At 67.9% G+C, this 22,019-nt stretch carries 24 protein-coding genes; 10 read left to right on the top strand and 14 right to left on the bottom strand.

Annotated features, from left to right (window positions below):
- The first annotated feature begins 9 nt into the window (after positions 1–9).
- On the top strand, positions 10–1,740 hold the full coding sequence (locus tag RLN94_RS14705; RefSeq protein WP_350132736.1) for a methyl-accepting chemotaxis protein: 1,731 nt from the start codon (positions 10–12) through the stop codon (positions 1,738–1,740).
- Between the two features lie 138 nt (positions 1,741–1,878).
- Here the strand turns inward: RLN94_RS14705 and RLN94_RS14700 are convergent, their stop codons facing one another.
- The 8 genes from RLN94_RS14700 to RLN94_RS14665 form a co-directional block, all read right to left on the bottom strand.
- Entirely contained in the window at positions 1,879–2,193 is a 315-nt protein-coding gene (locus RLN94_RS14700; RefSeq protein ID WP_350132737.1) for a hypothetical protein, read from the bottom strand.
- A complete protein-coding gene (locus tag RLN94_RS14695) occupies positions 2,190–2,576 on the bottom strand; it encodes a response regulator (protein WP_300892125.1) in 387 nt (128 codons plus the stop codon). The genes RLN94_RS14700 and RLN94_RS14695 overlap by 4 nt, the downstream gene beginning before the upstream one ends.
- Before the next feature lie 39 nt (positions 2,577–2,615).
- Complete coding sequence (locus RLN94_RS14690; RefSeq protein ID WP_350132739.1) at positions 2,616–3,473, bottom strand: CheR family methyltransferase; 858 nt, start codon at positions 3,471–3,473, stop codon at positions 2,616–2,618.
- 1 nt (position 3,474) lies between these two features.
- On the bottom strand, positions 3,475–3,948 hold the full coding sequence (locus RLN94_RS14685; protein WP_502949419.1) for a chemotaxis protein CheW: 474 nt from the start codon (positions 3,946–3,948) through the stop codon (positions 3,475–3,477).
- Complete coding sequence (locus RLN94_RS14680; protein WP_350132743.1) at positions 3,945–6,035, bottom strand: chemotaxis protein CheA; 2,091 nt, start codon at positions 6,033–6,035, stop codon at positions 3,945–3,947. Before RLN94_RS14680 ends, RLN94_RS14685 begins: the two co-directional genes overlap by 4 nt.
- Positions 6,032–6,412: a response regulator gene (locus RLN94_RS14675; RefSeq protein ID WP_350132745.1), complete on the bottom strand. Its 381-nt coding sequence runs from the start codon at positions 6,410–6,412 to the stop codon at positions 6,032–6,034. The genes RLN94_RS14680 and RLN94_RS14675 overlap by 4 nt, the downstream gene beginning before the upstream one ends.
- Positions 6,409–6,699, bottom strand: coding sequence for an STAS domain-containing protein (locus RLN94_RS14670; RefSeq protein WP_350132747.1), 291 nt, complete (start codon positions 6,697–6,699; stop codon positions 6,409–6,411). The genes RLN94_RS14675 and RLN94_RS14670 overlap by 4 nt, the downstream gene beginning before the upstream one ends.
- Positions 6,700–6,779: 80 nt before the next feature.
- Positions 6,780–8,237 (bottom strand): methyl-accepting chemotaxis protein, encoded by a 1,458-nt coding sequence (locus tag RLN94_RS14665; RefSeq protein ID WP_350132749.1) that lies wholly within the window; start codon positions 8,235–8,237, stop codon positions 6,780–6,782.
- Between the two features lie 234 nt (positions 8,238–8,471).
- Here RLN94_RS14665 and RLN94_RS14660 point away from each other — a divergent pair, with 234 nt between their 5' ends.
- The 3 genes from RLN94_RS14660 (at position 8,472) to RLN94_RS14650 (ending at position 11,615) form a co-directional block, all read left to right on the top strand.
- Positions 8,472–9,470, top strand: a complete 999-nt coding sequence (locus tag RLN94_RS14660) for a chemotaxis protein CheB (protein ID WP_350132751.1) — start codon at positions 8,472–8,474, stop codon at positions 9,468–9,470.
- Positions 9,463–9,999 carry a chemotaxis protein CheD gene (locus tag RLN94_RS14655; protein WP_350132753.1) on the top strand — a complete coding sequence of 179 codons (537 nt, stop codon included), beginning with the start codon at positions 9,463–9,465 and terminating at the stop codon, positions 9,997–9,999. The genes RLN94_RS14660 and RLN94_RS14655 overlap by 8 nt, the downstream gene beginning before the upstream one ends.
- An 89-nt stretch (positions 10,000–10,088) precedes the next feature.
- A complete protein-coding gene (locus RLN94_RS14650) occupies positions 10,089–11,615 on the top strand; it encodes a methyl-accepting chemotaxis protein (protein WP_350169169.1) in 1,527 nt (508 codons plus the stop codon).
- Here RLN94_RS14650 and RLN94_RS14645 read toward each other — a convergent pair.
- From RLN94_RS14645 to RLN94_RS14625, 5 genes are all read right to left on the bottom strand, one after another.
- Positions 11,589–11,960 (bottom strand): hypothetical protein, encoded by a 372-nt coding sequence (locus RLN94_RS14645; protein ID WP_350132757.1) that lies wholly within the window; start codon positions 11,958–11,960, stop codon positions 11,589–11,591. The two genes, RLN94_RS14650 and RLN94_RS14645, sit on opposite strands and share 27 nt — an antisense overlap.
- On the bottom strand, positions 11,953–12,564 hold the full coding sequence (locus tag RLN94_RS14640) for a hypothetical protein (RefSeq protein WP_350132759.1): 612 nt from the start codon (positions 12,562–12,564) through the stop codon (positions 11,953–11,955). The genes RLN94_RS14645 and RLN94_RS14640 overlap by 8 nt, the downstream gene beginning before the upstream one ends.
- A 20-nt stretch (positions 12,565–12,584) precedes the next feature.
- The gene (locus tag RLN94_RS14635) at positions 12,585–14,825 is read right to left on the bottom strand and encodes a xanthine dehydrogenase family protein molybdopterin-binding subunit (RefSeq protein ID WP_350132761.1); all 2,241 of its coding nucleotides are present in this window, start codon (positions 14,823–14,825) and stop codon (positions 12,585–12,587) included.
- A gap of 1 nt (position 14,826) precedes the next feature.
- Positions 14,827–15,288, bottom strand: a complete 462-nt coding sequence (locus RLN94_RS14630) for a (2Fe-2S)-binding protein (RefSeq protein WP_350132763.1) — start codon at positions 15,286–15,288, stop codon at positions 14,827–14,829.
- A 187-nt stretch (positions 15,289–15,475) separates the two neighbouring features.
- Positions 15,476–16,135, bottom strand: coding sequence for an NAD(P)H-binding protein (locus RLN94_RS14625; protein ID WP_350132765.1), 660 nt, complete (start codon positions 16,133–16,135; stop codon positions 15,476–15,478).
- A gap of 604 nt (positions 16,136–16,739) precedes the next feature.
- Between RLN94_RS14625 and RLN94_RS14620 the strand changes: the two genes are divergently transcribed.
- From RLN94_RS14620 to RLN94_RS14600, 5 genes are read left to right on the top strand one after another with little or no spacing between them, the layout of a single operon-like run.
- On the top strand, positions 16,740–18,164 hold the full coding sequence (locus RLN94_RS14620) for a circularly permuted type 2 ATP-grasp protein (RefSeq protein ID WP_350132767.1): 1,425 nt from the start codon (positions 16,740–16,742) through the stop codon (positions 18,162–18,164).
- A 2-nt stretch (positions 18,165–18,166) separates the two neighbouring features.
- The gene (locus tag RLN94_RS14615; protein ID WP_350132769.1) at positions 18,167–19,108 is read left to right on the top strand and encodes an alpha-E domain-containing protein; all 942 of its coding nucleotides are present in this window, start codon (positions 18,167–18,169) and stop codon (positions 19,106–19,108) included.
- A 4-nt stretch (positions 19,109–19,112) separates the two neighbouring features.
- Positions 19,113–19,910, top strand: a complete 798-nt coding sequence (locus tag RLN94_RS14610; protein ID WP_350132771.1) for a transglutaminase family protein — start codon at positions 19,113–19,115, stop codon at positions 19,908–19,910.
- A 28-nt stretch (positions 19,911–19,938) separates the two neighbouring features.
- Positions 19,939–20,652 (top strand): proteasome-type protease, encoded by a 714-nt coding sequence (locus RLN94_RS14605; protein WP_350132831.1) that lies wholly within the window; start codon positions 19,939–19,941, stop codon positions 20,650–20,652.
- A 40-nt stretch (positions 20,653–20,692) separates the two neighbouring features.
- On the top strand, positions 20,693–20,989 hold the full coding sequence (locus RLN94_RS14600; protein ID WP_350132773.1) for a hypothetical protein: 297 nt from the start codon (positions 20,693–20,695) through the stop codon (positions 20,987–20,989).
- Here the strand turns inward: RLN94_RS14600 and RLN94_RS14595 are convergent, their stop codons facing one another.
- Positions 20,990–21,451, bottom strand: coding sequence for a DUF302 domain-containing protein (locus RLN94_RS14595; RefSeq protein ID WP_502949420.1), 462 nt, complete (start codon positions 21,449–21,451; stop codon positions 20,990–20,992).
- A gap of 181 nt (positions 21,452–21,632) precedes the next feature.
- On the opposite strand from RLN94_RS14595, the gene RLN94_RS14590 reads away from it, so the two are divergent.
- Complete coding sequence (locus tag RLN94_RS14590; protein WP_350132775.1) at positions 21,633–21,980, top strand: hypothetical protein; 348 nt, start codon at positions 21,633–21,635, stop codon at positions 21,978–21,980.
- The last annotated feature ends 39 nt before the right edge of the window (positions 21,981–22,019 follow it).

The following is a 22,019-nucleotide window of genomic DNA, read 5'->3' as shown; positions in this document are numbered from 1 at the left end:
GAGGTCCGGATGCAAGTCAACGTGTTCTTAAAAGCCATCACCATGGTCTTCTTCACGGCGGTCTGCGTCGCGACGATACCGGCGTTTCACTATTCGTCCATGCTGAAGGACCTGGTCGGCGACCAGCTCACGATGCGCGCCTCCTCCACCACATCGGCGCTCGCCGACCGGTCGGCGGGCGCCATTCGCTTCGGCAAGTTCGACCGCATCAACGCCGAAATGGCCACGCTTCTCGAGAAGGAGCACGGCGATATCATCGGGCTTGCCGCCTACCGTCCAGGCGCCAAGGAGGCTGCCCGCGCAGGGGTCGTCGGGTTCGATCCGGCCGCGGACCTGCGGCCGCTGGCCCTGGCCGCCATGCAAACCGGCGAGGCGCAGCTCAGCGATGACGGCCTTGCCGTCGCCGTTCCGGTCATGATGGGCGAGGAGGCCACGATCGTCGGCGCGGTCAGCAGCCTCTGGTCGTCCGAGGGGCAGATGCAGATCGTCCACGACGCCAGCCGCGAGGCCTGGCTCTGGGCGTTCGGCGTTCTCGTCATCCTGCTCGTCGTCTCGGCCTATCTCCTGCGGCACTGGCTCTCGCGCCCGCTCGAAGACGTGACGGCAGCCATGACCCGCGTCGCCGAGGGCGAACTGGAAACCCCGGTTCCGCATCTCGGCAAGGGCGACGAGATCGGGCGCATCGCCCGGGCGCTCGACGGCCAGCGCGAGAAGCTCGTCCGCGCGCAGGAAACCGAACGCGCCGCGCGCGAGGCCGACGCCAAGGCGCGCGACACCGCGGCCGTCATCGCCCAGAAGGAAAAGGAGCAGCGCATGGTCGTCGACGCGCTGACCGTGGGTCTCGACGGGCTGGCGGAGGGCGACCTGACCCGCCGGATCGACATTCCCTTCGCGCCCGATTACGACGCGCTGCGCAAGAACTTCAACCGTGCCACCACGCTCCTGTCGACCGCGGTCGAGAAGGTGCGCGACAATGCCGGCTTCATCAGCCAGCGCTCGACCGAGATCGCCCGCTCCTCCGACGACCTGTCGCAGCGCACCGAGGGTCAGGCCGCCACGCTCGAGGAAACGGCCGCGGCGCTCGACGAACTCACCCGCAGCATCGCCACAACCGCCAGCGAAAGCCGCGAAGTGGCCGATATCGCCGAAACCGCGCGACGCGATGCCAACGACACCGGCAACGTGGTGAACCGCGCGGTCGACGCGGTCAGCACGATCGAGGAAAGCTCGGCCCAGATCCACCAGATCATCGGCGTGATCGAGGATATTGCCTTCCAGACCAACCTCCTGGCCCTCAACGCCGGGGTCGAGGCCGCCCGCGCCGGCGAGGCCGGCAAGGGCTTCGCCGTGGTGGCCACCGAGGTGCGCGCGCTCGCGCACCGCTCGTCCGAGGCCGTGCTCGAGATCAAGTCCCTGATCGACGGCTCCGCCACCCATGTCGAGGAAGGTGTGTCTCTCGTCCGCAAGGCCGGCGACGCGCTGCAGGCCATCGTGCGGCAGGTCTCGGAGATTTCCGAGCATATCGGCCGGATCGCCGAGCGCACGCAGGAGCAGTCGGTCGGCCTGACCGAGATCAACACCGGTGTCGGTCAGCTCGACGGGGTCACCCAGCAGAATGCCGCCATGGTCGAACAATCGACCGCCGCCACCCACCAGCTCGACCAGGATGCGCGCGACCTCAACGCGGCGGTGCAAAGCTTCCGCACCGACCGGCACGGCCAGACCGCGCGCGTCGCCTGACCGCTCCGCCGCCCCCTGGCCCGCGCCTGCCACGGGCCAGGCGGTGCCATCGGACCACTCCACAGCAACAACGAAAGCGCCGCCGCCCTCTTCAGGGCGGCGGCGCAAATCGTGCTGGCAACCGGCTGCTGCGGGAAGTCAGGCCCGGCGGCACCCGCTGCGGATGGATTCAAGATAGATGCCGTCCACCGCCTCGGGCACGGAAATGATGCAATCTTCAAGCCCCTGTCGCGCGAGGTTCGCCGTGAGGATCCGCAGGCAATCCACCGATTGCCGCATCAGGTCGACATCCTGCAACAGCGCCAGCGGCGGCCGCGTCCCGTCACCGCTGACCAGCCAGTCGCCCACCGCCTCGTCGATCTCGGCCGCCTTGGCCGACAGCACCTCGAGCAATTGCGCCGTGTTCGACAGAACCGCGGCCAGCGGGATCCGGTCCTCTTCGCCCACCGTCATAGCGGCCCCACGACGCGCTCGATACAGGCCTTGAGATCGGCCGAGGAGAAGGGCTTCTTGAGGTAGTTGTTCATCCCAAGCTGGTTCCCCTTGTCGACGATCTCCTGCGAGGCCGTGCCAGTGATCAGGATGAACCCGATCTTCTGCGTCGCCTGGTACTGCCTCAGCCCGGCCAGAAGCTGCAGCCCGTTCGCCCCCGGCATATTGTAATCCGAGATCACCAGGTGCACGGGCTTCACCGCCAGCTTGCGGAACGCCGCTTCGCCGTCGTTGCAGAAATCGATCGTCTTGATGCCGATATCCTCGAGCGCCTGGATGATCAGGCCGCGGCTGACCGACATGTCATCCACCACCATCACGCTCAATCTTTCCTTCAGACTCACCATCTTCTCCTGTTTTGCTCGAATGGCCGCGGACCGGGGTCACAAACGGCGGTACTGCGTGACGCCGGCGGGGCCGAACTGGCTGGCCGCCGGGCCTGACACCCGTTCCGAATGCCCGACGAAAAGGAACCCGCCGGGCGCCAGCACCTCGGCAAACCGGGTCCACAGACGGGCCTGCGTCGGCGCGTCGAAATAGATCACCACGTTGCGGCAGAAGATCACGTCGAAGCGCCCGCGCATGGGCCAGTCCTGCATCAGGTTCAACTCGGTCAGGGTGACCAGTGCCTTGAGGTCCGGCACGATCCGCCAGACCTTGTCCGATGGCTGCGCGGGGCCGAACATCAGCCGGCGCATCTCCGGCGGGATCGGCGCCTCCGCGGCATCCGGATAGACCGCCGCCCGGCCAAGCCGGATCATCTCCGGATCGATATCGGTGCCAAGGATGCGCACGTCATGTTTCGCCGCGTCCGGCATGACTTTCCTGAGCGTCGCCGCGATGCTGTAGGGCTCCTGCCCCGAGGAACACCCCGCCGACCAGATCCGCACCCGCCCACCGGCGCGCGCCCGCTCGGCCAAGGGCGGCAGAACCTGCTGTTCGAGACTGGTAAAATGGTGGGCCTCACGAAAGAACTTGGTCACGTTCGTGGTCAGAAGCGAGATCATCTGCCGCCGTTCCTCGGCCCCGTCTGGCGCCTCGATGAACCGGCAATAGGCATCGAAATCCTCCAACCCCAGGTCGCGCAACCGCCGCGCCAGCCGCGAGGTCACCAGGTTCCGCTTGCCATCGCTCAGGACGATGCCGCAATCGGCATAGACCCGGTCGGCCAGGCGCCGGAACGAGCGGTCGTCGACCTCGTTGATCGCGGCCCCGGCCGCAGGGCTCAGGATGCCGCTCACGTCATGCCGCCTCGATCTGGCCCGAGGGCAGAACCTCGGCCAGGTCCATCTTCCGGATCATCCGGTCCTCGATCACCAGCACGCCGGAAATGAACCGTCGCACCATGTCGTCGACGATATCCGGAATGGGCTGCAGGTCGCTCGGCGACACGGTCAGGATGTCTGAGACCACGTCCGCCAGCAGCCCGACGGTCTGGTTGCCGAGCACGGTGATGATGATCACGTTGCGCGGATGCGGCTCGGTCGGGCCGAGACCCAGCCGCTCCGATAGGTCCACAACCGGAACGACCGATCCGCGCAGGTTGATCACGCCCTTCACATAGCTCTGGGCGCGGGGCAGGATCGTCGTTTCCGTCCACCCGCGTATCTCGCGCACGGAGGTGAGATCGAAGCAGAAATCCTGGTCCGCCACGCGAAAGGCCACCACTTCCTGGTAGGTTTTCGACTGTTCTGGTGCCGTTTGTTTCATGGTCATACCGCCATCTGGATAGAGGAATGCGCCCCGCCCAACCCGACGCTGCCGCGCGTGATGTTGTCGGGGTCGATGATGAGCGCGATGCGGCCGTCGCCAAGGATCGTGGCCGCGGCAACGCCCTGAACCTGCTGGTAGTTAGTCTCCAGGCTCTTGATCACGACTTGCCGCTGTTCCTGGATGTCGTCGACGATCAGCGCGAAATACTGGCTGGCGTCGGATTCGATCAGCAACAGGACATGGGAATCGATATCGGTCACCGGGCTGCGGAACCCGAAGAAATGGCCGAGATCGATGACCGGCACGAGGCCGCTGCGGTTCTTGAGCACCCAGCCGCCGGCGCCGATCGCGTGGATCGCGGCGGAGCGCGGCTGCAGGGTTTCGTGAATGGCAGAGATCGGCACCACCATGGTCTGGTTCGCGACCCGGATGACCATTCCCTCGAGCACCGCCAGCGTCAGCGGCAGGCTGATCGAAAACACAGTGCCCTCGCCCGGTTCCGAATGGATCGCCACCCGGCCGCCCAGTGTCTGGATCTCGCTGCGCACCACGTCGAGCCCGACCCCGCGGCCCGACAACTCCGACACCTCGTCCTTCGAGGAAAACCCCGGCAGGAACAGCAGGTTGTCGATCTCGGAGGCCGACAGCGTATCGGCGGCCGAAATCAGACCGCGCTCGATGGCGAGCGACCTGACCTTTTCGCGATTGATCCCGCCGCCGTCGTCGGCAACGTCGATCATCACCCGGCCCGACCGGTGCGCCGCGGAAATCGTCACCGTGCCCTCGCGCGGCTTGCCGGCGGCCTCGCGCCGGTCCCCCGGTTCGAGCCCGTGGTCGATGGCGTTGCGGATCATGTGGGTCAGCGGATCGACCAGCCGTTCGATGACGGTCTTGTCAACCTCGGTGAACTCGCCGTTGGTGACAAGCTTCACCCGCTTGCCCGTGGCGGTTCCGGCCTCGCGCACGATCCGGGCCATACGCTGGAACATCGGCTTGACCGGCTGGGCCCGGACGGCCATCACCCCCTCCTGGATTTCTCCCGCCAGCTGCTTGAGGCTTTCCAGCGCCGCCGACAGGTCGCTTTCCGTATGCCCGGGCAGGTCGGCGATCGACTGCGACAGCATCGCCTCCTTGATCACCAGTTCGCCGACCAGGTTGATGAGCTTGTCGATCTTGTCGAGATCCACGCGGATGGTCCCGCCGGGCCGCGGCGCGTTCGCGTCGGGCCGCACAGCCGCCTGTTCCGGCCCGGGCGCTTCGGCGCCGGTGGCCGCGGTGTCGCTGCCCCCGTCAGTGCCGATCAACTCGGACAGCGACGGCAAACCGCCAGCCGGCGGCACCTCGGGCAAATCCGGAACGCCGGGTGCCTCGATGTCCAGCCGGCACAGGCCATCGACGAATTCGAACACCTCCATTATCTCGCTTTCCTGGGCCGACGTGGCCAGGGTCGCCGTCCAGTCCAGCCGGCAGTCCATCGGGTCGAGCCCGTCGAGCGGCGGCACGGCCGACAGGTCGGCCCCGACCTCGAGCATGCCCAGCCCGGCCAGCGCGCGGAACAGGACCAGCGGCTCGTTTCCGCAGGCGAACAGGCCCGGCTCGGCGGCGAAGCGGATCGTGTACACCCGCTCTTCCGACGCCCCGAGGCCGATATTTAGCGTCACCGGCTCGAAATCCGGCGGCTCCTCCTCGGCGCTGGCACCGCCGGTGCCGGTCGCCTCGCCCAGCCGCTCCAGCAACTCCTCGCCGCGCGGCGGCACCTCGCCGTCGCTGCGGGCGGCAGCCACGAGGTCGGAGAGATGATCGCCGCAATGCCGGAACAGGTCCAGAAGCTCCTCGTCCGCGTCGCACTTGCCCGAGCGCACGTGGTCGAGCGCGGTCTCGAACTGGTGCGCGAAGGTCACGAGATCGGTGAACCCGAACGCCCCCGCCCCGCCCTTGATGGAATGCACGGCGCGGAAGATGGCGTTCATCGTCTCGCTGTCCTGCGCCCCGTCGGCCAGCAGGTCGAACCCGTCATGCATCGACTCGAGCAGCTCTTCGCATTCCTCGAAGAACGAGCTGCGGAAATCCTCTGTCCCGCCGGAGCTCATCGCTGCACCTCCGGCCCGGCGACCCGGGCGATGGCCCAGAGCAGCTTCTCCTCGTCGAACGGCTTGACGATCCAGCCCGAGGCGCCCGCGGCCCGGGCGCGGCTCTTGAGCTCTGCGGCGCTTTCCGTGGTCAGCACGAGAATGGGCACGACCCGGTTGCGATTGCGGCCGCGCGCCGCCTCGATGAAGCCGAACCCGTCGAGCCGCGGCATGTTGATGTCGGTGATGACGACATCCGGATCGGTCTGGTCGAACCGGCGCAGCCCGTCCTCGCCATCCTCCGCGAGATCGACATCGAACCCGGCCGAGCTGAGCGTCGCGTTGAGCAGGTTGCGCATGGTGCGGGAATCGTCGATCGCGAGAACCTGAACCGTCATGCCGGCGCCCCCTCTCCGGCGGTCGCGCCGATTTCGCCAAGGGGCACGCCAAGCATCCAGCACATGTCGCGCAGGGCCGCGCCCGCGCCCGTCACCTCGAACGCGTTTCCGGCCTCCTGCCACTGCCGGCGCGCGGCGACCAGAACCTGCAGCCCCAGCGCCCCGGCGAATTCCACCTGTCCCGCGTCGATCGTCAGGGGGTGTCCGCGCCTTGCCTGGATATCGTCCGCGACGGCGCGAACGGCGGCACTGTCGAGTCGCGCGGGCAACAATAGCTTTTCGTCCATTCTCGTGGTCCTTCTCGATCGGAACATGAACATCCGTGTCTCGCTTCGTCTTTGCGGCGGTCGGGCGATGGCCCGGTGCCTCATCCGTTCAGCCTGAACTCCGCGACCTGACCGGCCATGGTGTCGGCCTCGTTCGCCAGCGACGCACCGGCGGCCGATGTCTGCTCGACCATGGCGGCGTTCTGTTGGGTCATTTGGTCGAGATAGGAGACGGCGGCGTTGATCTCTTCGATATTCGACGCCTGGGTCTGCGTGGCTTCGGTGATCGCGGTCACCTGGTCGCTGACCTCGCCGAAAGCCGCGATGGTGCGTTTCAGGACGTCCGAGGTGTTCTGCACCAGCTCGACCCCGGCCGAGACATGGTCGGAGCTGGCCCCGATAAGCGACTTGATGGATTTCGCCGCCTCCGCCGAGCGCTGTGCGAGCGTCCGCACCTCCGAGGCCACCACGGCAAAGCCCTTCCCGGCCTCGCCCGCGCGGGCCGCTTCGACCCCGGCGTTCAGGGCCAGCAGGTTCGTCTGGAACGCGATCTCGTCGATCACGCCGATGATCTGGCTCATCTCGTGCGCCGAGGACTCGATCTGCGCCATCGCCTTCTGGGTGTCCTCGACCACCTGGCCGCCGGATTCTGCATCCCGCAGCGCATGATCGACGGTCTGGTTCGTCGTCTTGGCCGAGGACGCCGTCTCGCGCACCGAAACGTTGAGCGTGTTAACCGCGGCGGTGGTCTGCTCGAGATTGGCGGCCTGCTGCTCCGTCCGCTTGGCCAGGTCGTCGGCCGCCTGCGCCACCTCGCGCGAGCTCGACTTGATGGTCTCGGCGCTCCGGCGCGTCTCCGAGATCAGGTCGCTCAGGTTGGTCACCGCCAGGTTCAGCGCATTGGCCAGCCGCTCGTTGCCGTTGAATTCCCCGGTATCGACCGACACGGTCAGGTCGCCATCCGCCAGCGCCCCCAGCGCGTCCGCCAGCTTGTCGAGCGAGAACTCCAGGCAGGTCTGCGCCTCGTCCTTCATCCCCTCGACGCTGTCGGTGTAGACGGAAATCGAGGCGCCGACGTCGATCAGCGTGGCCTTGACCAGCGTGCAGATATCCAGCGTCAGCTCGTCGGCATCGGGCACGCCCGACCGGAACAGCCGCCGCGGCCGGCCCATGTGCCCGGCCACCACGGCGGCGATCAGGTGATCGATGACATGCGAATACCCACCGATGTAATCGAGCGGGCGCAGGCCGATCCGGGCATGCGCCTTGCCGATCCGGCGGGCGCGGTCCTGGTAGTCGTCGTCGAACCGGCCGTTGCACATCGCCAGCCAGTGCCGCCGCTGCGCCTCCTTCGCGCCGGCCATCCGCGTGTCGTCCTCGAAAAACCCGCTCAGGTTCGGATTCGCCCGGATGCTGACATACAGCCCGTCGAGGGCCGGCCCCAAGGCGGTTTCGATCGTCGGCCGCAGCCGCTTCAGCGTCGCCCTGTTGGCGGGATCGAGCCCGAATCCGGCAAACCGCTCTTCCGCTATGTCCTCGACGATGTTCCGAGCTTCCATGTCCTACCTCGTTTCAGATCGTTCTGCCTTCGACGGCCGGGCCGGGCGGCCAGCTTCGGGCCCCGGTCAGGTCCGGACGTTAGGCATCAACAAAGAACAATCAGTTAACACCGGCCCCGGCATCCGAGGGGCAAACCTCTAAAATGCGCGACACCTGTTTTCCGGCTCTTAACCCTCTGGCTGTAAACATCGCCCCATGCCCGGACAGGCCGGGCGCCGCGCCAGAGGTGTTCCTTGCCGTCCAGAAGATCGTCCTGCCTCTCCGTGCTTCTGCTCGATCCGCGCCGGCACCGGTCGAATCGCTACCTGCTGTCGATCGCCGAAACGCCCGAGATTTCCCTGATCGGATGCGCCCGTGACCTGACACAGGCGTACAACCTGACGGAACACGAACATCCCGACCTGGTGCTGCTGTCGGAAGAGGTCACGCGGCTCGGCAACTTTCCCATGTATGCGGCCATGCTGGCGGCGCTCGAGGTTGACTGTATCGTCATCGCCGCCGGGCCGCGCGCGGCGCCGGGGCCCTATGCCGTCACCAACGACCCCGAGATCGACCGGGCGGGCGGCATGGGCCCGTTCCTCGCCGCCCGCTGCGGATTGCGGCCCCGGGCCCGCCTCCCCGAACCGGAGAGCGGGCCGGCCGACGGGTGGAAGACCGTGGTCATCGGCGCCTCGACCGGCGGGGTCGAGGCCCTGATCCGCGTGCTGTCGGATTATCCGGAAACCGGCCCGCCCACGCTGATCGTTCAGCACATAAGCGCCAATTTCCTGCCCGGCCTTGCCCAGCGCCTCGACCGGCACTGCGCCGCCACGGTGCGCCCGGCCGGCCTGACGGACGTGTTGGCGCCGGGGCTGGTGCTGCTGGCCCCCGGCAACGACCGGCACCTCTCGCTCATCTCGCCCGGGCGGCGGTGCCGGCTGTCGCCCGGCGCCCCGGTCTCGGGCCACCGCCCTTCGGTCGACGTGCTGTTCCACTCGGCCGCCGCCCTCGGGTCCGCGGCGGTGGGCGTTCTGCTGACGGGCATGGGCCGCGACGGGGCCGAGGGCCTCGCCGCCATGCGCCGCGCCGGAAGCTGGACCATCGGCCAGGACGAGGCCAGCAGCACCGTCTACGGCATGCCCCGCGCCGCCTTCGACATCGGCGCCGTGGCCCAGCAGCTTCCGATATCGCGCGTCGGCTCCGCCCTCCTCTCCGCCGCCGCGCAAACCACCGAAAGGAGCCGACATGGCTGACCTACCCTTGAACGTCATCCACATCATCCAGGGTCAGTTTCGCGTCTCGGACGCCGCCGATACCGAGATGACCACCGTCCTGGGCTCCTGCGTGGCGGCCTGCCTCTTCGATCCGTTCCGGAAGGTCGGCGGCATGAACCATTTCCTTCTGCCCGGCAACGACCCCTCGGCCGGGAACAACATCCGGTACGGCGCCCATTCCATGGAACAGCTCATCAACGCCATGCTGCGCGCGGGCGCCCATCGCAACCGGCTCGAGGTTCAGCTTTTCGGCGGCGCCAACGTGGTTCAGGGGCTCAGCCGGATCGGCGACAGCAACGCCTTCTTCGCGCGCGATTTCGTCCGGCAGGAAGGCTTCATCCTCCGCGGCGACGACACCGGCGGCACGTTCGGCCGGCGCCTGCGCTTCCGCCCCGCAACCGGCGCCGCCCGGGTCGAACGGGTCGATCCAGCACGCGCGAATATCCCGCAAGCCGAACAGCCGGTCCGCCGCCCGGCCCCGCCCGCCTGCAGTGTCGAACTGTTCTGACAAGGGCAACCTCTCGCCCCTGCCCTGAAACGAAATCTTGGCCTATCCGGCGCCAACCTCCCAAACCGCCCAGCGTGAAGGATGACGCAATGCCCCGCTCCGCCACCAGCCCCCGCACCGCGACCGCTGCCCTCCTGGCTTGCGCTCTCCTGAGCGTCGCGCTCCTGACCCTCTTCCTGACCAGTCCGGAGGCGCGCTCCGCGCCGCTTCTCGCAATCCTCGCCCCTGCCGGGGCCGTGGCCGCGCTGGCCCTTGCTGTCCTCACCCGTCTCACCAATCGGCCCCGCCCCGAGCTGGAGGATATCGCGGCGGCCGCCAGGCGGCTCGGTCAGGGCGAGACGGGCACCGTCATCCCCCATGCCGACCTCCAAGGCACCACCGGCGATCTTGCCCGCAGCCTCCTGGCGCTGCAGGAAAGCCTGCTCAGGGCCCGGTCTGCACGCGCTGCCCCATCAGAAGCCCCGGCCATGCCCGTCCCCGCCGGGGACCAGGCCCGCGACACGGCTGACGCCTGCCGCGAGATCACGCAGGCGCTCGAACGGCTCGCCACGGGCGATGTCTCCGCCCGGGTCGCCGTTCCCCCCCGAACCGCCCTGCCGCCCGAGGTCGAGACCCTCTGCAAAGGCGTCAACACGGCCTGCGCCGCGCTCGAGAACCGGTACGGGCCGCTGCTGGCCACGGTCGGTGCCCTGCGCGAGGGTGCGGCGGAAATCCACCGCGCCGCCGCCGATCTCGAAACCCATGCCGGCTCGCAAGCCTCCATCCTGGGCGAATCCACATCCGCCCTCACGCAACTGACCGAGAACATCCGCGGTGCCAGTGAACGGCTCGACCATGCCGAAACCGTCACCCATGACAGCCGCACCCAAGCCGAGAGCGGCGCCGCCACCGTGCGCGAGGCGATGGAAGCGATGCACCGGATCGAGGAAAGCAGCGACAACGTCCGCCACATCATCGGCGTGATCGACGGGATCGCGTTCCAGACCAACCTGCTCGCGCTCAACGCCGGGGTCGAGGCCGCCCGCGCGGGCGAGGCCGGCAAGGGCTTTGCCGTCGTCGCCTCCGAGGTTCGGTCCCTCGCCCAGCGCGCCTCGGAATCCGCGAAGGAGATCAAGGCCCTCATCACCGATAGCGCCACGCATGTCAGCACCGGCAGCCGGCTGGTCACCACCTCGGGCGAACGGCTCGAGGCGATCCTCGAGAATACCATCAGCTTCGAAACCGTGATTTCCGAGACCGCCCGCGCCGCGCGCGATCAGGCGGCGGGCATTCGCGAGATCAACGACCATATCGGTCAGCTCGGCGCCGCCACACAGGCCACGGCAGGCATCGCCGATCAGGTCACCGCCGCCGCCGCACGGCTGACCCGGGACACGGAAGGCCTGTCCGGCGCGCCGGCGGCGCGGCCTGCCGGGGAGCCGCCCCGCAAGGCACCTGGCCAGCCCCGCCGCACCGACAGGTTGCCGGCGCCGAAACCCCCATCGCAGGGCCCGGAGCCGGCACCTGCCGCCCGGCCAGCGGCCAAGCCGGCCCCGCGTCCCGCCTCTCCGCCCGCAATGGCCACCGGCACCGGCGGCCCTGCGCTGCCGTCACTTTCCGATTTCGACGGGTTCTGACCGGCCGGCCGGGGGCGCCTCCCGCCCCTGCCAGAGCGCGGCAAAGGTAAGCGCCACGAAGACCGCATAGGCCGCCAGCAGAAGGTAATGGATCAGGTCCGGAACCGGGCCGGCCCCGACCCGGCCCAGCACCCAACCGATCGCCACGATCGCGCCCAGCATCGCCAGCCACGCAAGCCAGCGCCAGCCGCGCATGAGGCCGACCGCCACGATCATCGCCGCCACCGTCGGAAGCACCCCGCCCAGGCCCGCCGCCGCCACGCCGGCGAACACCGCCGCGATGGCGTGCAGCCCGCCGATCAGCAGCATCAGCGCCGCGGCCATCCGCAAGAACCCGCTACTCATCTCCCTCTCCCCCGTCATCCTCGCAGGGAAACCCCGCCGCGCCCCAGGCCAGCATGTCGTCGATATGCGCCTGCAGGCTGTAGGGCGCCGGCTCCCGCCCGCCGCCTGGCGCCCAGCCCCAGGCGACCAGCGGCCCGTGCCCCAGGTGTTCGGCCAGCTCTATGTAATCCTGGCCGCCATTGCGCTCCGGGTCGCGCAACTGGTGACAGATCTCGACCGAGCTCTTGCCGAACCATTCCATCTCGACCGGCGCCAGGTGCCAAGCATCCGCCACCTGCGGCGCCTCGTGCGCGCCCCTGTTGCCGCCCGTTTCGCTGAACGCATGACACGCCTGGCACGGCACGAATTCCGCGCCGACCCGGCTTTCGCCCGCGTCGATATTCATGCCATGCGGCCGCGTCTTGCCATAGCTCGGCCCCGACCACATCGGCAGGTTGTCGGGCCCCACGTGGCAATTGGCACAACGCGGGTGCGAGGTGACCTCGTAGATCCGCGCCCACGCCGCCAGCCCGTCCGCCCGGCTGACCGACCCTTCCGCTGGCGGTTCGATCACCAGCTCCTCGCCCGTCGCCTGAACCGGCAGGGCCAGAGCGAGTACCAACACGGCACCTCTCACACCGCCCCTCATGCGAACTCCACGAACTTGCTGAACGGCATTTCTCGCAACCGCTGCCCCGTCGCGGCAAAGATCGCCCCCGCCAGTGCCGGCGCGGCGGGCGGCACGGGCGGCTCGCCCACCCCGGTCACCCGCGCGCCATTCTCCAGTCCCCGCACCATGATCTCGGGCGCCTGCCATATCCGCATGCCCTCGAAAGCATGGTAATTGTCCTGTTCGACCCGGCCACCGGCATAGGTCGTTTCGCAATTCATCGCGTGCCCCAGCCCCCAGATCACCGCGCCCTGCACGTGGTTCTCGAAATTGACCGGGTCGACCACCCGGCCCACCTCGGCCGCCACCCAGACCTTGTCGATGCGGAGCCCCCGCTCGCCCCGGCTGACCTCGACCACCTCGGCACAGCGCACCCCGAAGCTCTGCACGAAGGCCACACCGCGCCCGCGACCGTCGCCCAACGGTCCGTCCCACGAGGACATCTCCGCCACCGCCTCCAGCACCTGCCGCGACAGCGGATCGTCGCACAACCGCAACCGCTCCTCCATCGGATCGGCCCCCGCCGCATGGATCAGCTCATCCAGCGCCGCATTGTAGAAAAACCCGTTCGTCGAGGCCCCCACCGACCGCCACGACGACACCGGCGCCAGCTCCGGCGCACGATAGCCGGTCACCCGGTGGTTCGGAATGGCAAACGGCGCGTTCCAGGCGCCTGCCACGATCTGGCTGTCCGGCCCCGGCACCGGCTGCCCCTGCCGGCCCATCTGCGAGCCCATGACCGACGGCATGGCGATCGACAGGTCCAGCGTCTCGACCCGGCCCTCCGCCACCCTGCCCCGCAACCGGCCCATGGCGATCTGGCGGGGGAAGTCGTGCATCATGTCCTCCTCCCGCGAATAGGTCAGCTTCACGGGCGTGCCCTTCATCGTCATCGCGATCTCGGTCGCCTGCTTGACCACATCGTCCTCCAGCCGGTGCCCGAAACTCCCGCCCATCATCAGCACGTGAACCACGACCCTGTCCGGTTCCAACGCGGCCACCCGTGCCACGTTCTGCTGCACGAAGCGCGGGATCTGCGTACCGGTCCAGACCTCGGCGCCATCGTCATCCACCCGGACGATGGCATTGATCGGCTCCAGCGGCGCATGGGCCAGGTAGGGCGCGCGATACTCCGCCTCGATCACCTCGCCACCGCCCAGCGCCCCCTCGACATCGCCGTCGTCGCGGTTCCGGCTGTCCTGCGTCTCGTCGGCAAAGGCCCGGCCCAGCGCCGCCCAATGCTCGTCCATCGAGGCCGGAAAGGCCGCCTCGCCCCACTCCACCTTCACCGCCTCGGCCGCCCGGAAGGCGCGCCAGGTGTTGTCCGCCACCACCGCCACGCCGCCCGTTACCGGCACCACCGCCTTCACCCCGCGCATGGCCTCCGCCTCGCTCGCGTCGAAGCCGTTGACCGGCCCGCCCTGCGCCGGGTTCAGCCGGATGGCGGCATGCACCATCCCGTCGACCTCGGCATCGATGCCGTAGGCCTGCGTGCCGGTGGATTTCGCCACCACGTCGATCCGCCGCATCGGCTTGCCGATATAGCGCCACTCGGACGGATCGCGCAGCGGCACGTCCTGCACCACCTCCATGCCCGCCACATCCGCCGCCAGATCCGAATAGGACACCCTCGCCCCGTCTGGCAGCACCACCTGCCCCGCCTCGGTCGTCACCTCGCCCACCGGAACGCCCGCCTTCGCCGCGGCCGCCGCCTTCAGCGTCTCCCGCGCCGAGGCGCCGGCCGCGCGCAGCTTGTCGAACCCGTCCGGCACCGTGGTCGACCCGCCGGTGATCTGCAGCCCCATCACCTTCATCGCCGCGCCCACGACATTCGCCGCCCCGGCCTGCATGATCCCCTGCGAGGGCACCATGAACTCCGCCGCCTCCTCTGCCATCGCGGTGTTCCAGTAGGCCCCGCTCGGCGGGCCGGGAGCGACCCGGATATCCTCGAGCGCCACGTCCAGCTCCTCGGCCAGCAAAGCCGCCTGCACGTGATAGGCCCCCTGCCCCATATCGGCCCGAGGGGTGATCAACGTCACGCCGTCCCCGTCGATCCGCACATAGGGCGTCAGCGCCGCCTCCCCCTCGCCCAGCCCCTCGGCCAGAGGGTTCGCATGCGGCTTGCGCACGGTATAAACGCCGAACGCCACCCCGCCCGCCACGGCGGCGGAGCCCACGAGGAAGGCGCGGCGCGTGAGCGTCTTCACCCGGCTCATCTCAAGCCCCCTTCATCGCCGCAGCGGCCGCCTTGATCGCGGCCCGGATACGCGGATAGGTCCCGCAGCGGCACAGGTTCCCGCCCATCACCTTGTCGATCTCTTCATCCGAGGGCTCCGGAGTCATCTCCAGCAGGTATGCCGCCTGCATGATCTGCCCCGACTGGCAATACCCGCACTGCGCCACCTGGTGCTCGATCCACGCCGCCTGCACCGCGTGCAGGCTCTCGGGCGTGCCCAGCCCCTCGATCGTCACAACCTCGGCGCCCTCGGCATCCCCGGCGGCAATCTGGCAGGACCGCACGGCGATCCCGTCCATATGCACCGTGCAGGCCCCGCACTGGGCGATCCCGCAACCGTATTTCGGGCCCCTGATCCGCAACTCATCCCTGAGCACCCACAGAAGCGGCATCTCCGGCTCGACATCCGCCTCGTGCTCCACCCCGTTGACCGTCAGTTTCATGGCCTTACTGCCCCTCCCTCAGGGTTCCGACACGCCTGACGATAGCAGTTTCGCCGTGTCAGTGTGCTCCATTTGACACCCCATAGGTCTTGTTCGGGCGCTGGCCCAGTCGTAATCGTCCTGACCAACCCGTTTCAAGGTTGGCTGACACTTGACTGGCGCGATGGATCACCTTTCGGCCGGGCCCTCAGGACACGCGAGGCTTCATCGCCGAAACCGCCTCCTCGATGGGCACCGCGCCGCCTGTGACTTCCAGAATGGTCCGGCTGATCTCGGGCGCATGCAGCAGTTCGACGACGGTCGCGGCCACGTCATCCCGGGTGATTTCCCGATGGACCTTGGCTAGTCCCAGATCGACCCGTCCCGTGCCGGGATCGTCGCTCAGGGCCGAGGGGCGCAGGATGACCCAGTCGAGATCCGTGGCCACAAGCGCGATTTCGGCCCGCTTCTTCTCCTGGATGTAATGTTCGAAATCCTCGTTCATGTGTCGCTCGCGCCAGGCTTCGGGGAAGACGGACACCAGCAGGAACCGCCGGATGCCCGCCAGCGCCGCCGCCTGCGCCAGCTTGCCCGGGCCGTCGCCGTCGATCGCGGTCGTGGCCTCCAGGCCGCCGCCGCCGGCCCCCGCGGTGAACACGAAGACATCGGCCCCGCGCATCGCCTCGGCCAGTTCCTCGACCGACATCGCGAGCATGTCGCCCAGACGGGCGGACACACCCTGCCCGGCCAACGCGTCGACCTGCTCCTGTCGCCGGACGAGGCCGGTCGCCTCTTCCCTCCGCTCGGCCAGCATGCGTGCCACCCGGCGACCGACGCCGCCCGCCATTCCGACGATGAAAACCTTCATCTCCATTCTCCGTTGGTGGTCTCGAGAAGCGACCCGAGAGAGGGCGATCCATGCCGCCGCGCCTCTATCCCCCGATCCACATCCGCCATGCCGATGAATTGAGGAGGGACAGGATCTCGGCGTTGCTCAGGTCCTTTCTGTCCTCCTGCCGTCGGATGTCGGGAAACCCCCTCCGCGCGGACGGCCTCCCCGAAGTCGGGGCCGATCGCCTCCGGCGCACGCTGCGGAAGGGGCTCGGTCAGCGTCACTGCCGCCGCGCGCGCATAGGCCAGCCGAATGCCCCGTTTATAGCATGGCGGAAATGGTCGATGGACTGGGGTCATGTCTGGTCCATTCCGCGTTGCTCCCTCGCCACTTGGCTGCAAGAACCGTTCGGGCCCGTGAAACCTAGCGAGCGCTCTGGAAGCCTGCGACACGAGAATTGCTGCGCCGGCACCGATCTTGCGGCTTTGCTGGCAGCCACGGTCCACCACTGCCACATGCCGCACCGCCCACCGATATCGCCTCGCCCAACCGACTGAATTTTAACCTTTTCGCACGCCCCAAGGGCCCCACCCCCAGCAAGACACTTTGCGGAAACGGAAATCCGTGTCTTAATCGTCCCATGAACACGCAGGACATTTTCGACGAGATGTGGGGCACGTCCGAGACGCTCCGCCCGCCCTATGCCGATTTCAAGACCTGGTACGACGGCGAAGAGCCCAAGCGCCTGCGCGCCAAGCAGCGCGAAGCCGAGGAACTCTTCCGCCTCACCGGCATCACCTTCAACGTCTACGGCCGGGCCGAGGCCGAGGAACGGCTGATCCCTTTCGACATCGTGCCCCGCATCATCTCGGGCCGCGAATGGCAGAAGCTCGGCCGCGGCATCGAACAGCGGGTCCGCGCGATCAACGCCTTCCTGCACGACATCTACCACAAGCAGGAGATCGTCCGCGCCGGCCGCATCCCGGAAGAGATGATCAGCCGCAACGCCGCCTTCCTGCCGCACATGATCGGCGTGACACCCCCCGGCGGCATCTACACCCATATCGTCGGCATCGACCTCGTGCGCACCGGCGACGACCAATTCTATGTGCTCGAGGACAACGCCCGCACCCCCTCGGGCGTCAGCTACATGCTGGAAAACCGCGAAACCATGCTGCGGATGTTCCCCGAGCTCTTCTCGCGCAACCGCGTCCAGCCTGTGCAGAACTACCCCTCCGACCTGCGCCGGTCCCTCGCCGCCTGCGCCCCGGCCGTGACCGGGCGAAAGCCGACCGTGGCGATCCTGACGCCTGGCATCTACAACTCCGCCTATTTCGAACACGCCTTCCTGGCCGACCAGATGGGCGTCGAACTGGTCGAAGGCCACGACCTGCGCGTCACCGACGGCCGCGTCGCCATGCGCACCACGGAAGGGTACAAGCCCATCGACGTGCTCTACCGCCGGGTCGACGACGATTTCCTCGATCCGCTCAACTTCAACCCCGACAGCGCCCTGGGCGTGCCCGGCATCATGGATGTCTACCGCGCGGGCGGCATCACCATCGCCAACGCGCCGGGCACCGGCATCGCCGACGACAAGGCGATCTACAGCTACATGCCCGATATCGTGGAATTCTACACCGGCGAACGGCCCCTGCTTGAAAACGTGCCCACATGGCGCTGCTCCGAGGAAGACTCGCTCGCCTACGTGCTCGACAACCTCGCCGATCTCGTGGTCAAGGAGGTACACGGCTCCGGCGGCTACGGCATGCTGATCGGCCCCACCTCCTCGAAAAAGGAACTGGCCGAGTTCCGCAAGAAGCTCAGGGCCCGCCCCGGCAACTATATCGCCCAGCCCACGCTCTCGCTCTCGACCGTGCCGATCCTCGGCCGCTCGGGCCTCACGCCCCGCCATGTCGACCTGCGCCCCTTCGTGCTCTGCAGCCCCGAGCGGGTGCATATCACCCCCGGCGGCCTGACCCGCGTGGCGCTCGAAAAAGGCTCGCTGGTCGTCAACTCGTCGCAGGGCGGCGGCACCAAGGACACCTGGGTGCTGGAGGACTGACGATGCTGGGAAAAACCGCCAACGGCCTCTTCTGGATGTACCGCTACCTCGAGCGGGCCGAGAACACCGCCCGCCTGATCGAAACCGGCCAGCGCATTGCGCTGACCCGCTCGGGCAGCACCGACGACGAATGGCGTTCCATCATGCAGACCGCCGGTGTCGATGGCGCGTACCACGCCCATCATGACACGGTCACCAAGGACGCCGCCATCGACTGGATGCTGCGCTCCAAGGAGAACGGCTCCTCCGTCCGATCCTGCATCGAGGCCGCCCGCCTCAACGCCCGCATGGTCCGCACCGCTCTCACGCACGAGGTGTGGGAAGCCACCAACAGCGCCTACATGACCGCCCGCGACCTGCTGGCGCGCAAGGTTTCCGAACGCGACCTGCCCGGCGTGCTGGGCGACCTGCGCCAGCGCAGCGCGCTGGTGCGCGGCGCCACCCACGGCACCATGCTCCGCAACGACATCTACGATTTCGCCCGCATCGGCACCTTCCTCGAACGCGCCGACAACACCGCGCGCATCCTCGACGTGAAATACTACGTCCTGCTGCCCTCGGTCATGTCGGTGGGCTCCTCCATCGACAACGTGCAGTGGGAGACGATCCTGCGCTCGGTCTCGGCCCGCGGCGGTTTCCGCATGGAATACGGCAGTCATTACGAACCACGCGACATCGCCCATTTCCTCATCCTCGACAAACGCATGCCCCGCTCGCTCGCCTTCTGCATCTGCAAACTGCGCGACAATCTCGGCTATCTCTGCACCAACTACGGCGCGCGCCCGCCCGCCTTCGCCAAGGCCGACCATATCGAGCGCAAGTTCCTCAGCCACGACATCGACGCCATCTTCGACTACGGCCTCCACGAATACCTGCAACAAATCCTCGGCCTGCTCTCAGATCTCGGCGGCCAGATCGAGTTAGACTACAGGTTCTACAAGTAAGCCCATGCGCCTCTCCATCAGCCACACCACCCGCTACCAGTTCCCCGAGCCCGTCAGCTTCGGCCTGCAACAACTGCGCAAGACCCCCAAGACCAGCCACCAGCAAAACGTGCTGGGCTGGGCGACCGAGGTGACCGGCGGGCGCAAGGAACTCTCGTTCCAGGATCACCACAACAACGTGGTCGAACTGCTCAGCATCGAGCCGGGCACGCAGGAGCTGTCCATTACCTCCTCCGGCACGCTCGACATCACCGACAGCCACGGCATCCTCGGTCCCCATCCCGGCCCGGCGCCGCTCTGGCTCTACCTGCGCGCCACGGGCCAGACCAAGCCGGGGCAAGGCGTGGCGGGTCTCGTCCGACAGGTCGACGCCGAGGGCGATCTCGACCAGCTCCACGCCCTCTCCGCCGTCATCCGCGATCAGGTCAGCTACCAGCTCGAGGCGTCCGAGCCCAACTGGTCGGCCGAGGACGCGATCACCGCTGGCAAGGGCGTCTGTCAGGATCACACCCACATCTTCCTCGCCGGCGCCCGCCGCCTGGGCTACCCGGCGCGCTACGTCTCGGGCTACCTCATGCTCAACGATTCGATCCGGCAGGAGGCCATGCATGCCTGGGCCGAGGCCCATGTCGACGGCCTCGGCTGGGTCGGATTCGACATTTCCAACGGCATTTCGCCGGATACACGCTACGTCCGCGTCGCAACCGGGCTGGACTATGCCGACGCCGCGCCTGTAACTGGAACCCGGATCGGCGGATCGGGCGAACGCCTGTCGGTCGAGATCGAGGTGGCGCAGCAGTAAGGGCCGACAGATGACATATTGCGTGGGTATGATGCTGGATCACGGCCTCGTCTTCATGTCCGACACCCGCACCAATGCCGGGCTCGACAACATCTCGACCTTCCGCAAGATGAAGATATTCGAGGCCCCGGGCGAGCGCGTGCTCACCCTGCTCAGCGCCGGAAACCTCGCCACCACCCAGTCGGTCATCAGCCTGCTCGAGGAACGCACCAAGGCCCCCGACGAGCGCGACCCCTCGATCATGGCGGCCCCCTCGATGTTCCAGGCCGCCCGGCTGGTCGCCGATGTCCTGCGCGAGGTGATCGAGGCCCATGCCAATACCGGCCAGAAGGCCGACAGCGCCTTTCATGCCACCATGCTGCTCGGCGGCCAGATCAAGGGCGGCCCCCCGCGCATGTTCCTGATCTACCCCGAAGGCAACTTCATCGAGACCGGCGAGGATACGCCCTATTTCCAGATCGGCGAAATCAAGTACGGCCGCCCGATCCTCGTCCGCGCCTACCGGCCCGACATGAGCTTCGAAAAGGCCCTCCGCCTGCTGCTGGTCAGCTTCGATTCGACCCTGAAGGCCAATCTCACCGTCGGCGCGCCAATCGATTACCACGTCTACGAAACCGACAGCCTGAAAAAGGGCAGGACCGGCCGGATCGAACTGGACGACCCGTATTTCCAGACCGTCTCCCGCGACTGGGGCATCGCCCTCACCGACGCGCTCGACCGCCTGCCCGCTTTCGAATTCTGAACCGCGTGACACCCTCGCGCCACCGGGCTAAGAGTTGAAGATGTCCCGCTGGATCAATCGCTTCTTCGCCTTCATGACGCTGATGCCCGTGCTGCTCTGGCTCGGCTGCGTCGCGGGCGTGCTGATCCTCGGCACGCTCTACGGCTGCCGCATCGACGAGGCCGGCGCCTACCCGTGCGATTTCCACGGCCGTGACGTGGGTGAAACCGCCGCCATGCTGGGCGTGCTGGCCGCCTGGGGCCCGCTCATCTTCGGGCCCTTCGTGCTGGCCTCCGGCGCGGCATGGGGCCTGTTCGCCCTCATCCGCCACCTGCGCCTGCGCGCTCGCCGCGGCTGATCAGCCGCCCGCCGCCGCTTCCGTCAGCTTGGCCAGCGCGCCGGTCATCTTGGCGATGTACTCGGCGTCATCATCGATGCCGTCCAGCTCGTCCAGCGTCTCCTCGGGCTCTTCATAGGCCAGCCACACCTGCCCGCCCGCATCCTCGTAAACCAGCACCTTCAGCGGCAGGTAAAGCCCCGCCAGCGGGTTGGCCTGCATCGCCGGCGTGCCAAGCTGCGGATTGCCGAAGATCAGAAGCTGCGACGCGCCAAGCTCCAGACCGGCGCCCTCCGCCCCGGCGCCATGGTCGACCTTCGCGAACACCGTCGCCCCGGCGCCCTCCACCGCCTGCTCCAGCGCCGCCATCGTCGCCTCCACATCGCCCGCGGCCTGCACCCGCACGATATCGTCATCGTCGGCCCATCCCGGCGCGGCCCACACCGCCCCGCCCAGCACCAGCGCCTGCAACAGTTTCCGCATCTTTTCGCTCCTCCGATCCCGTGCTCTAATCCCCCCATCCTCTCCGATACGACAGTCGTTGCCCACCAACATCCCCGTGAGGCAGGCCCGAACGGCGCTCCCCCGCCCGCCACCCCGCGTTGACAGAAAACCGAACACCCCCATAATACCGCCCAGCCACACCGGCACGAGAGGGGCCCCCATGCTGAACGCCGTCCTGCTGTCCTTCTTCTTCGGCATGCCCGCCATCGTCGCGGTCGCCACGGCCCGCAACCTCACCTTCCCGCCGGCCCGCGCGCTCATGTTCTGGGGCGGCTGCGTCGCAGTGATCCTCGCCGCCATGGTGATCCTGCCGCTCCTGGCCTGCGACGGCTCGCTCATGACGGGCTATCCCACCTGCCTTGGCAGCGCCGCACTCGGCGAGGCCGTCACCGGCACGCTTCCCCTGCAGGTCCTCGCCGGCAAGATCTATATCCTCGCCGGCATCCCGCTGGCGATCTTCGCCCACGGCGCGAACTATCTGCTGCGGCGCAGGGCCGGTCCCGCCTGACCGCCCCCTCTGGCATGTCCCGCGCTTTGCCCCTAAACA

It is taken from the genome of Roseovarius sp. (genome assembly GCF_040223625.1).
Lineage (GTDB): Bacteria > Pseudomonadota > Alphaproteobacteria > Rhodobacterales > Rhodobacteraceae > Roseovarius.
Note: the sequence above shows the minus strand (reverse complement) of the source record. Positions and strands in the feature narration are given on the sequence as shown.

Coding starts and splice junctions, on each gene's coding strand:
- RLN94_RS14625 (WP_350132765.1), bottom strand. CDS start 16,135: ATGAAGGTTTTCATCGTCGGAATGGCGGGCGGCGTCGGTCGCCGGGTG.
- RLN94_RS14670 (WP_350132747.1), bottom strand. CDS start 6,699: ATGGACGAAAAGCTATTGTTGCCCGCGCGACTCGACAGTGCCGCCGTT.
- RLN94_RS14685 (WP_502949419.1), bottom strand. CDS start 3,948: ATGACCATGAAACAAACGGCACCAGAACAGTCGAAAACCTACCAGGAA.
- RLN94_RS14600 (WP_350132773.1), top strand. CDS start 20,693: ATGTCCCGCTGGATCAATCGCTTCTTCGCCTTCATGACGCTGATGCCC.
- RLN94_RS14655 (WP_350132753.1), top strand. CDS start 9,463: ATGGCTGACCTACCCTTGAACGTCATCCACATCATCCAGGGTCAGTTT.
- RLN94_RS14645 (WP_350132757.1), bottom strand. CDS start 11,960: ATGAGTAGCGGGTTCTTGCGGATGGCCGCGGCGCTGATGCTGCTGATC.
- RLN94_RS14630 (WP_350132763.1), bottom strand. CDS start 15,288: ATGAAACTGACGGTCAACGGGGTGGAGCACGAGGCGGATGTCGAGCCG.
- RLN94_RS14610 (WP_350132771.1), top strand. CDS start 19,113: ATGCGCCTCTCCATCAGCCACACCACCCGCTACCAGTTCCCCGAGCCC.
- RLN94_RS14590 (WP_350132775.1), top strand. CDS start 21,633: ATGCTGAACGCCGTCCTGCTGTCCTTCTTCTTCGGCATGCCCGCCATC.
- RLN94_RS14700 (WP_350132737.1), bottom strand. CDS start 2,193: ATGACGGTGGGCGAAGAGGACCGGATCCCGCTGGCCGCGGTTCTGTCG.
- RLN94_RS14635 (WP_350132761.1), bottom strand. CDS start 14,825: ATGAGCCGGGTGAAGACGCTCACGCGCCGCGCCTTCCTCGTGGGCTCC.
- RLN94_RS14675 (WP_350132745.1), bottom strand. CDS start 6,412: ATGACGGTTCAGGTTCTCGCGATCGACGATTCCCGCACCATGCGCAAC.
- RLN94_RS14665 (WP_350132749.1), bottom strand. CDS start 8,237: ATGGAAGCTCGGAACATCGTCGAGGACATAGCGGAAGAGCGGTTTGCC.
- RLN94_RS14650 (WP_350169169.1), top strand. CDS start 10,089: ATGCCCCGCTCCGCCACCAGCCCCCGCACCGCGACCGCTGCCCTCCTG.
- RLN94_RS14705 (WP_350132736.1), top strand. CDS start 10: ATGCAAGTCAACGTGTTCTTAAAAGCCATCACCATGGTCTTCTTCACG.
- RLN94_RS14620 (WP_350132767.1), top strand. CDS start 16,740: ATGAACACGCAGGACATTTTCGACGAGATGTGGGGCACGTCCGAGACG.
- RLN94_RS14595 (WP_502949420.1), bottom strand. CDS start 21,451: ATGCGGAAACTGTTGCAGGCGCTGGTGCTGGGCGGGGCGGTGTGGGCC.
- RLN94_RS14605 (WP_350132831.1), top strand. CDS start 19,939: ATGATGCTGGATCACGGCCTCGTCTTCATGTCCGACACCCGCACCAAT.
- RLN94_RS14615 (WP_350132769.1), top strand. CDS start 18,167: ATGCTGGGAAAAACCGCCAACGGCCTCTTCTGGATGTACCGCTACCTC.
- RLN94_RS14680 (WP_350132743.1), bottom strand. CDS start 6,035: ATGAGCTCCGGCGGGACAGAGGATTTCCGCAGCTCGTTCTTCGAGGAA.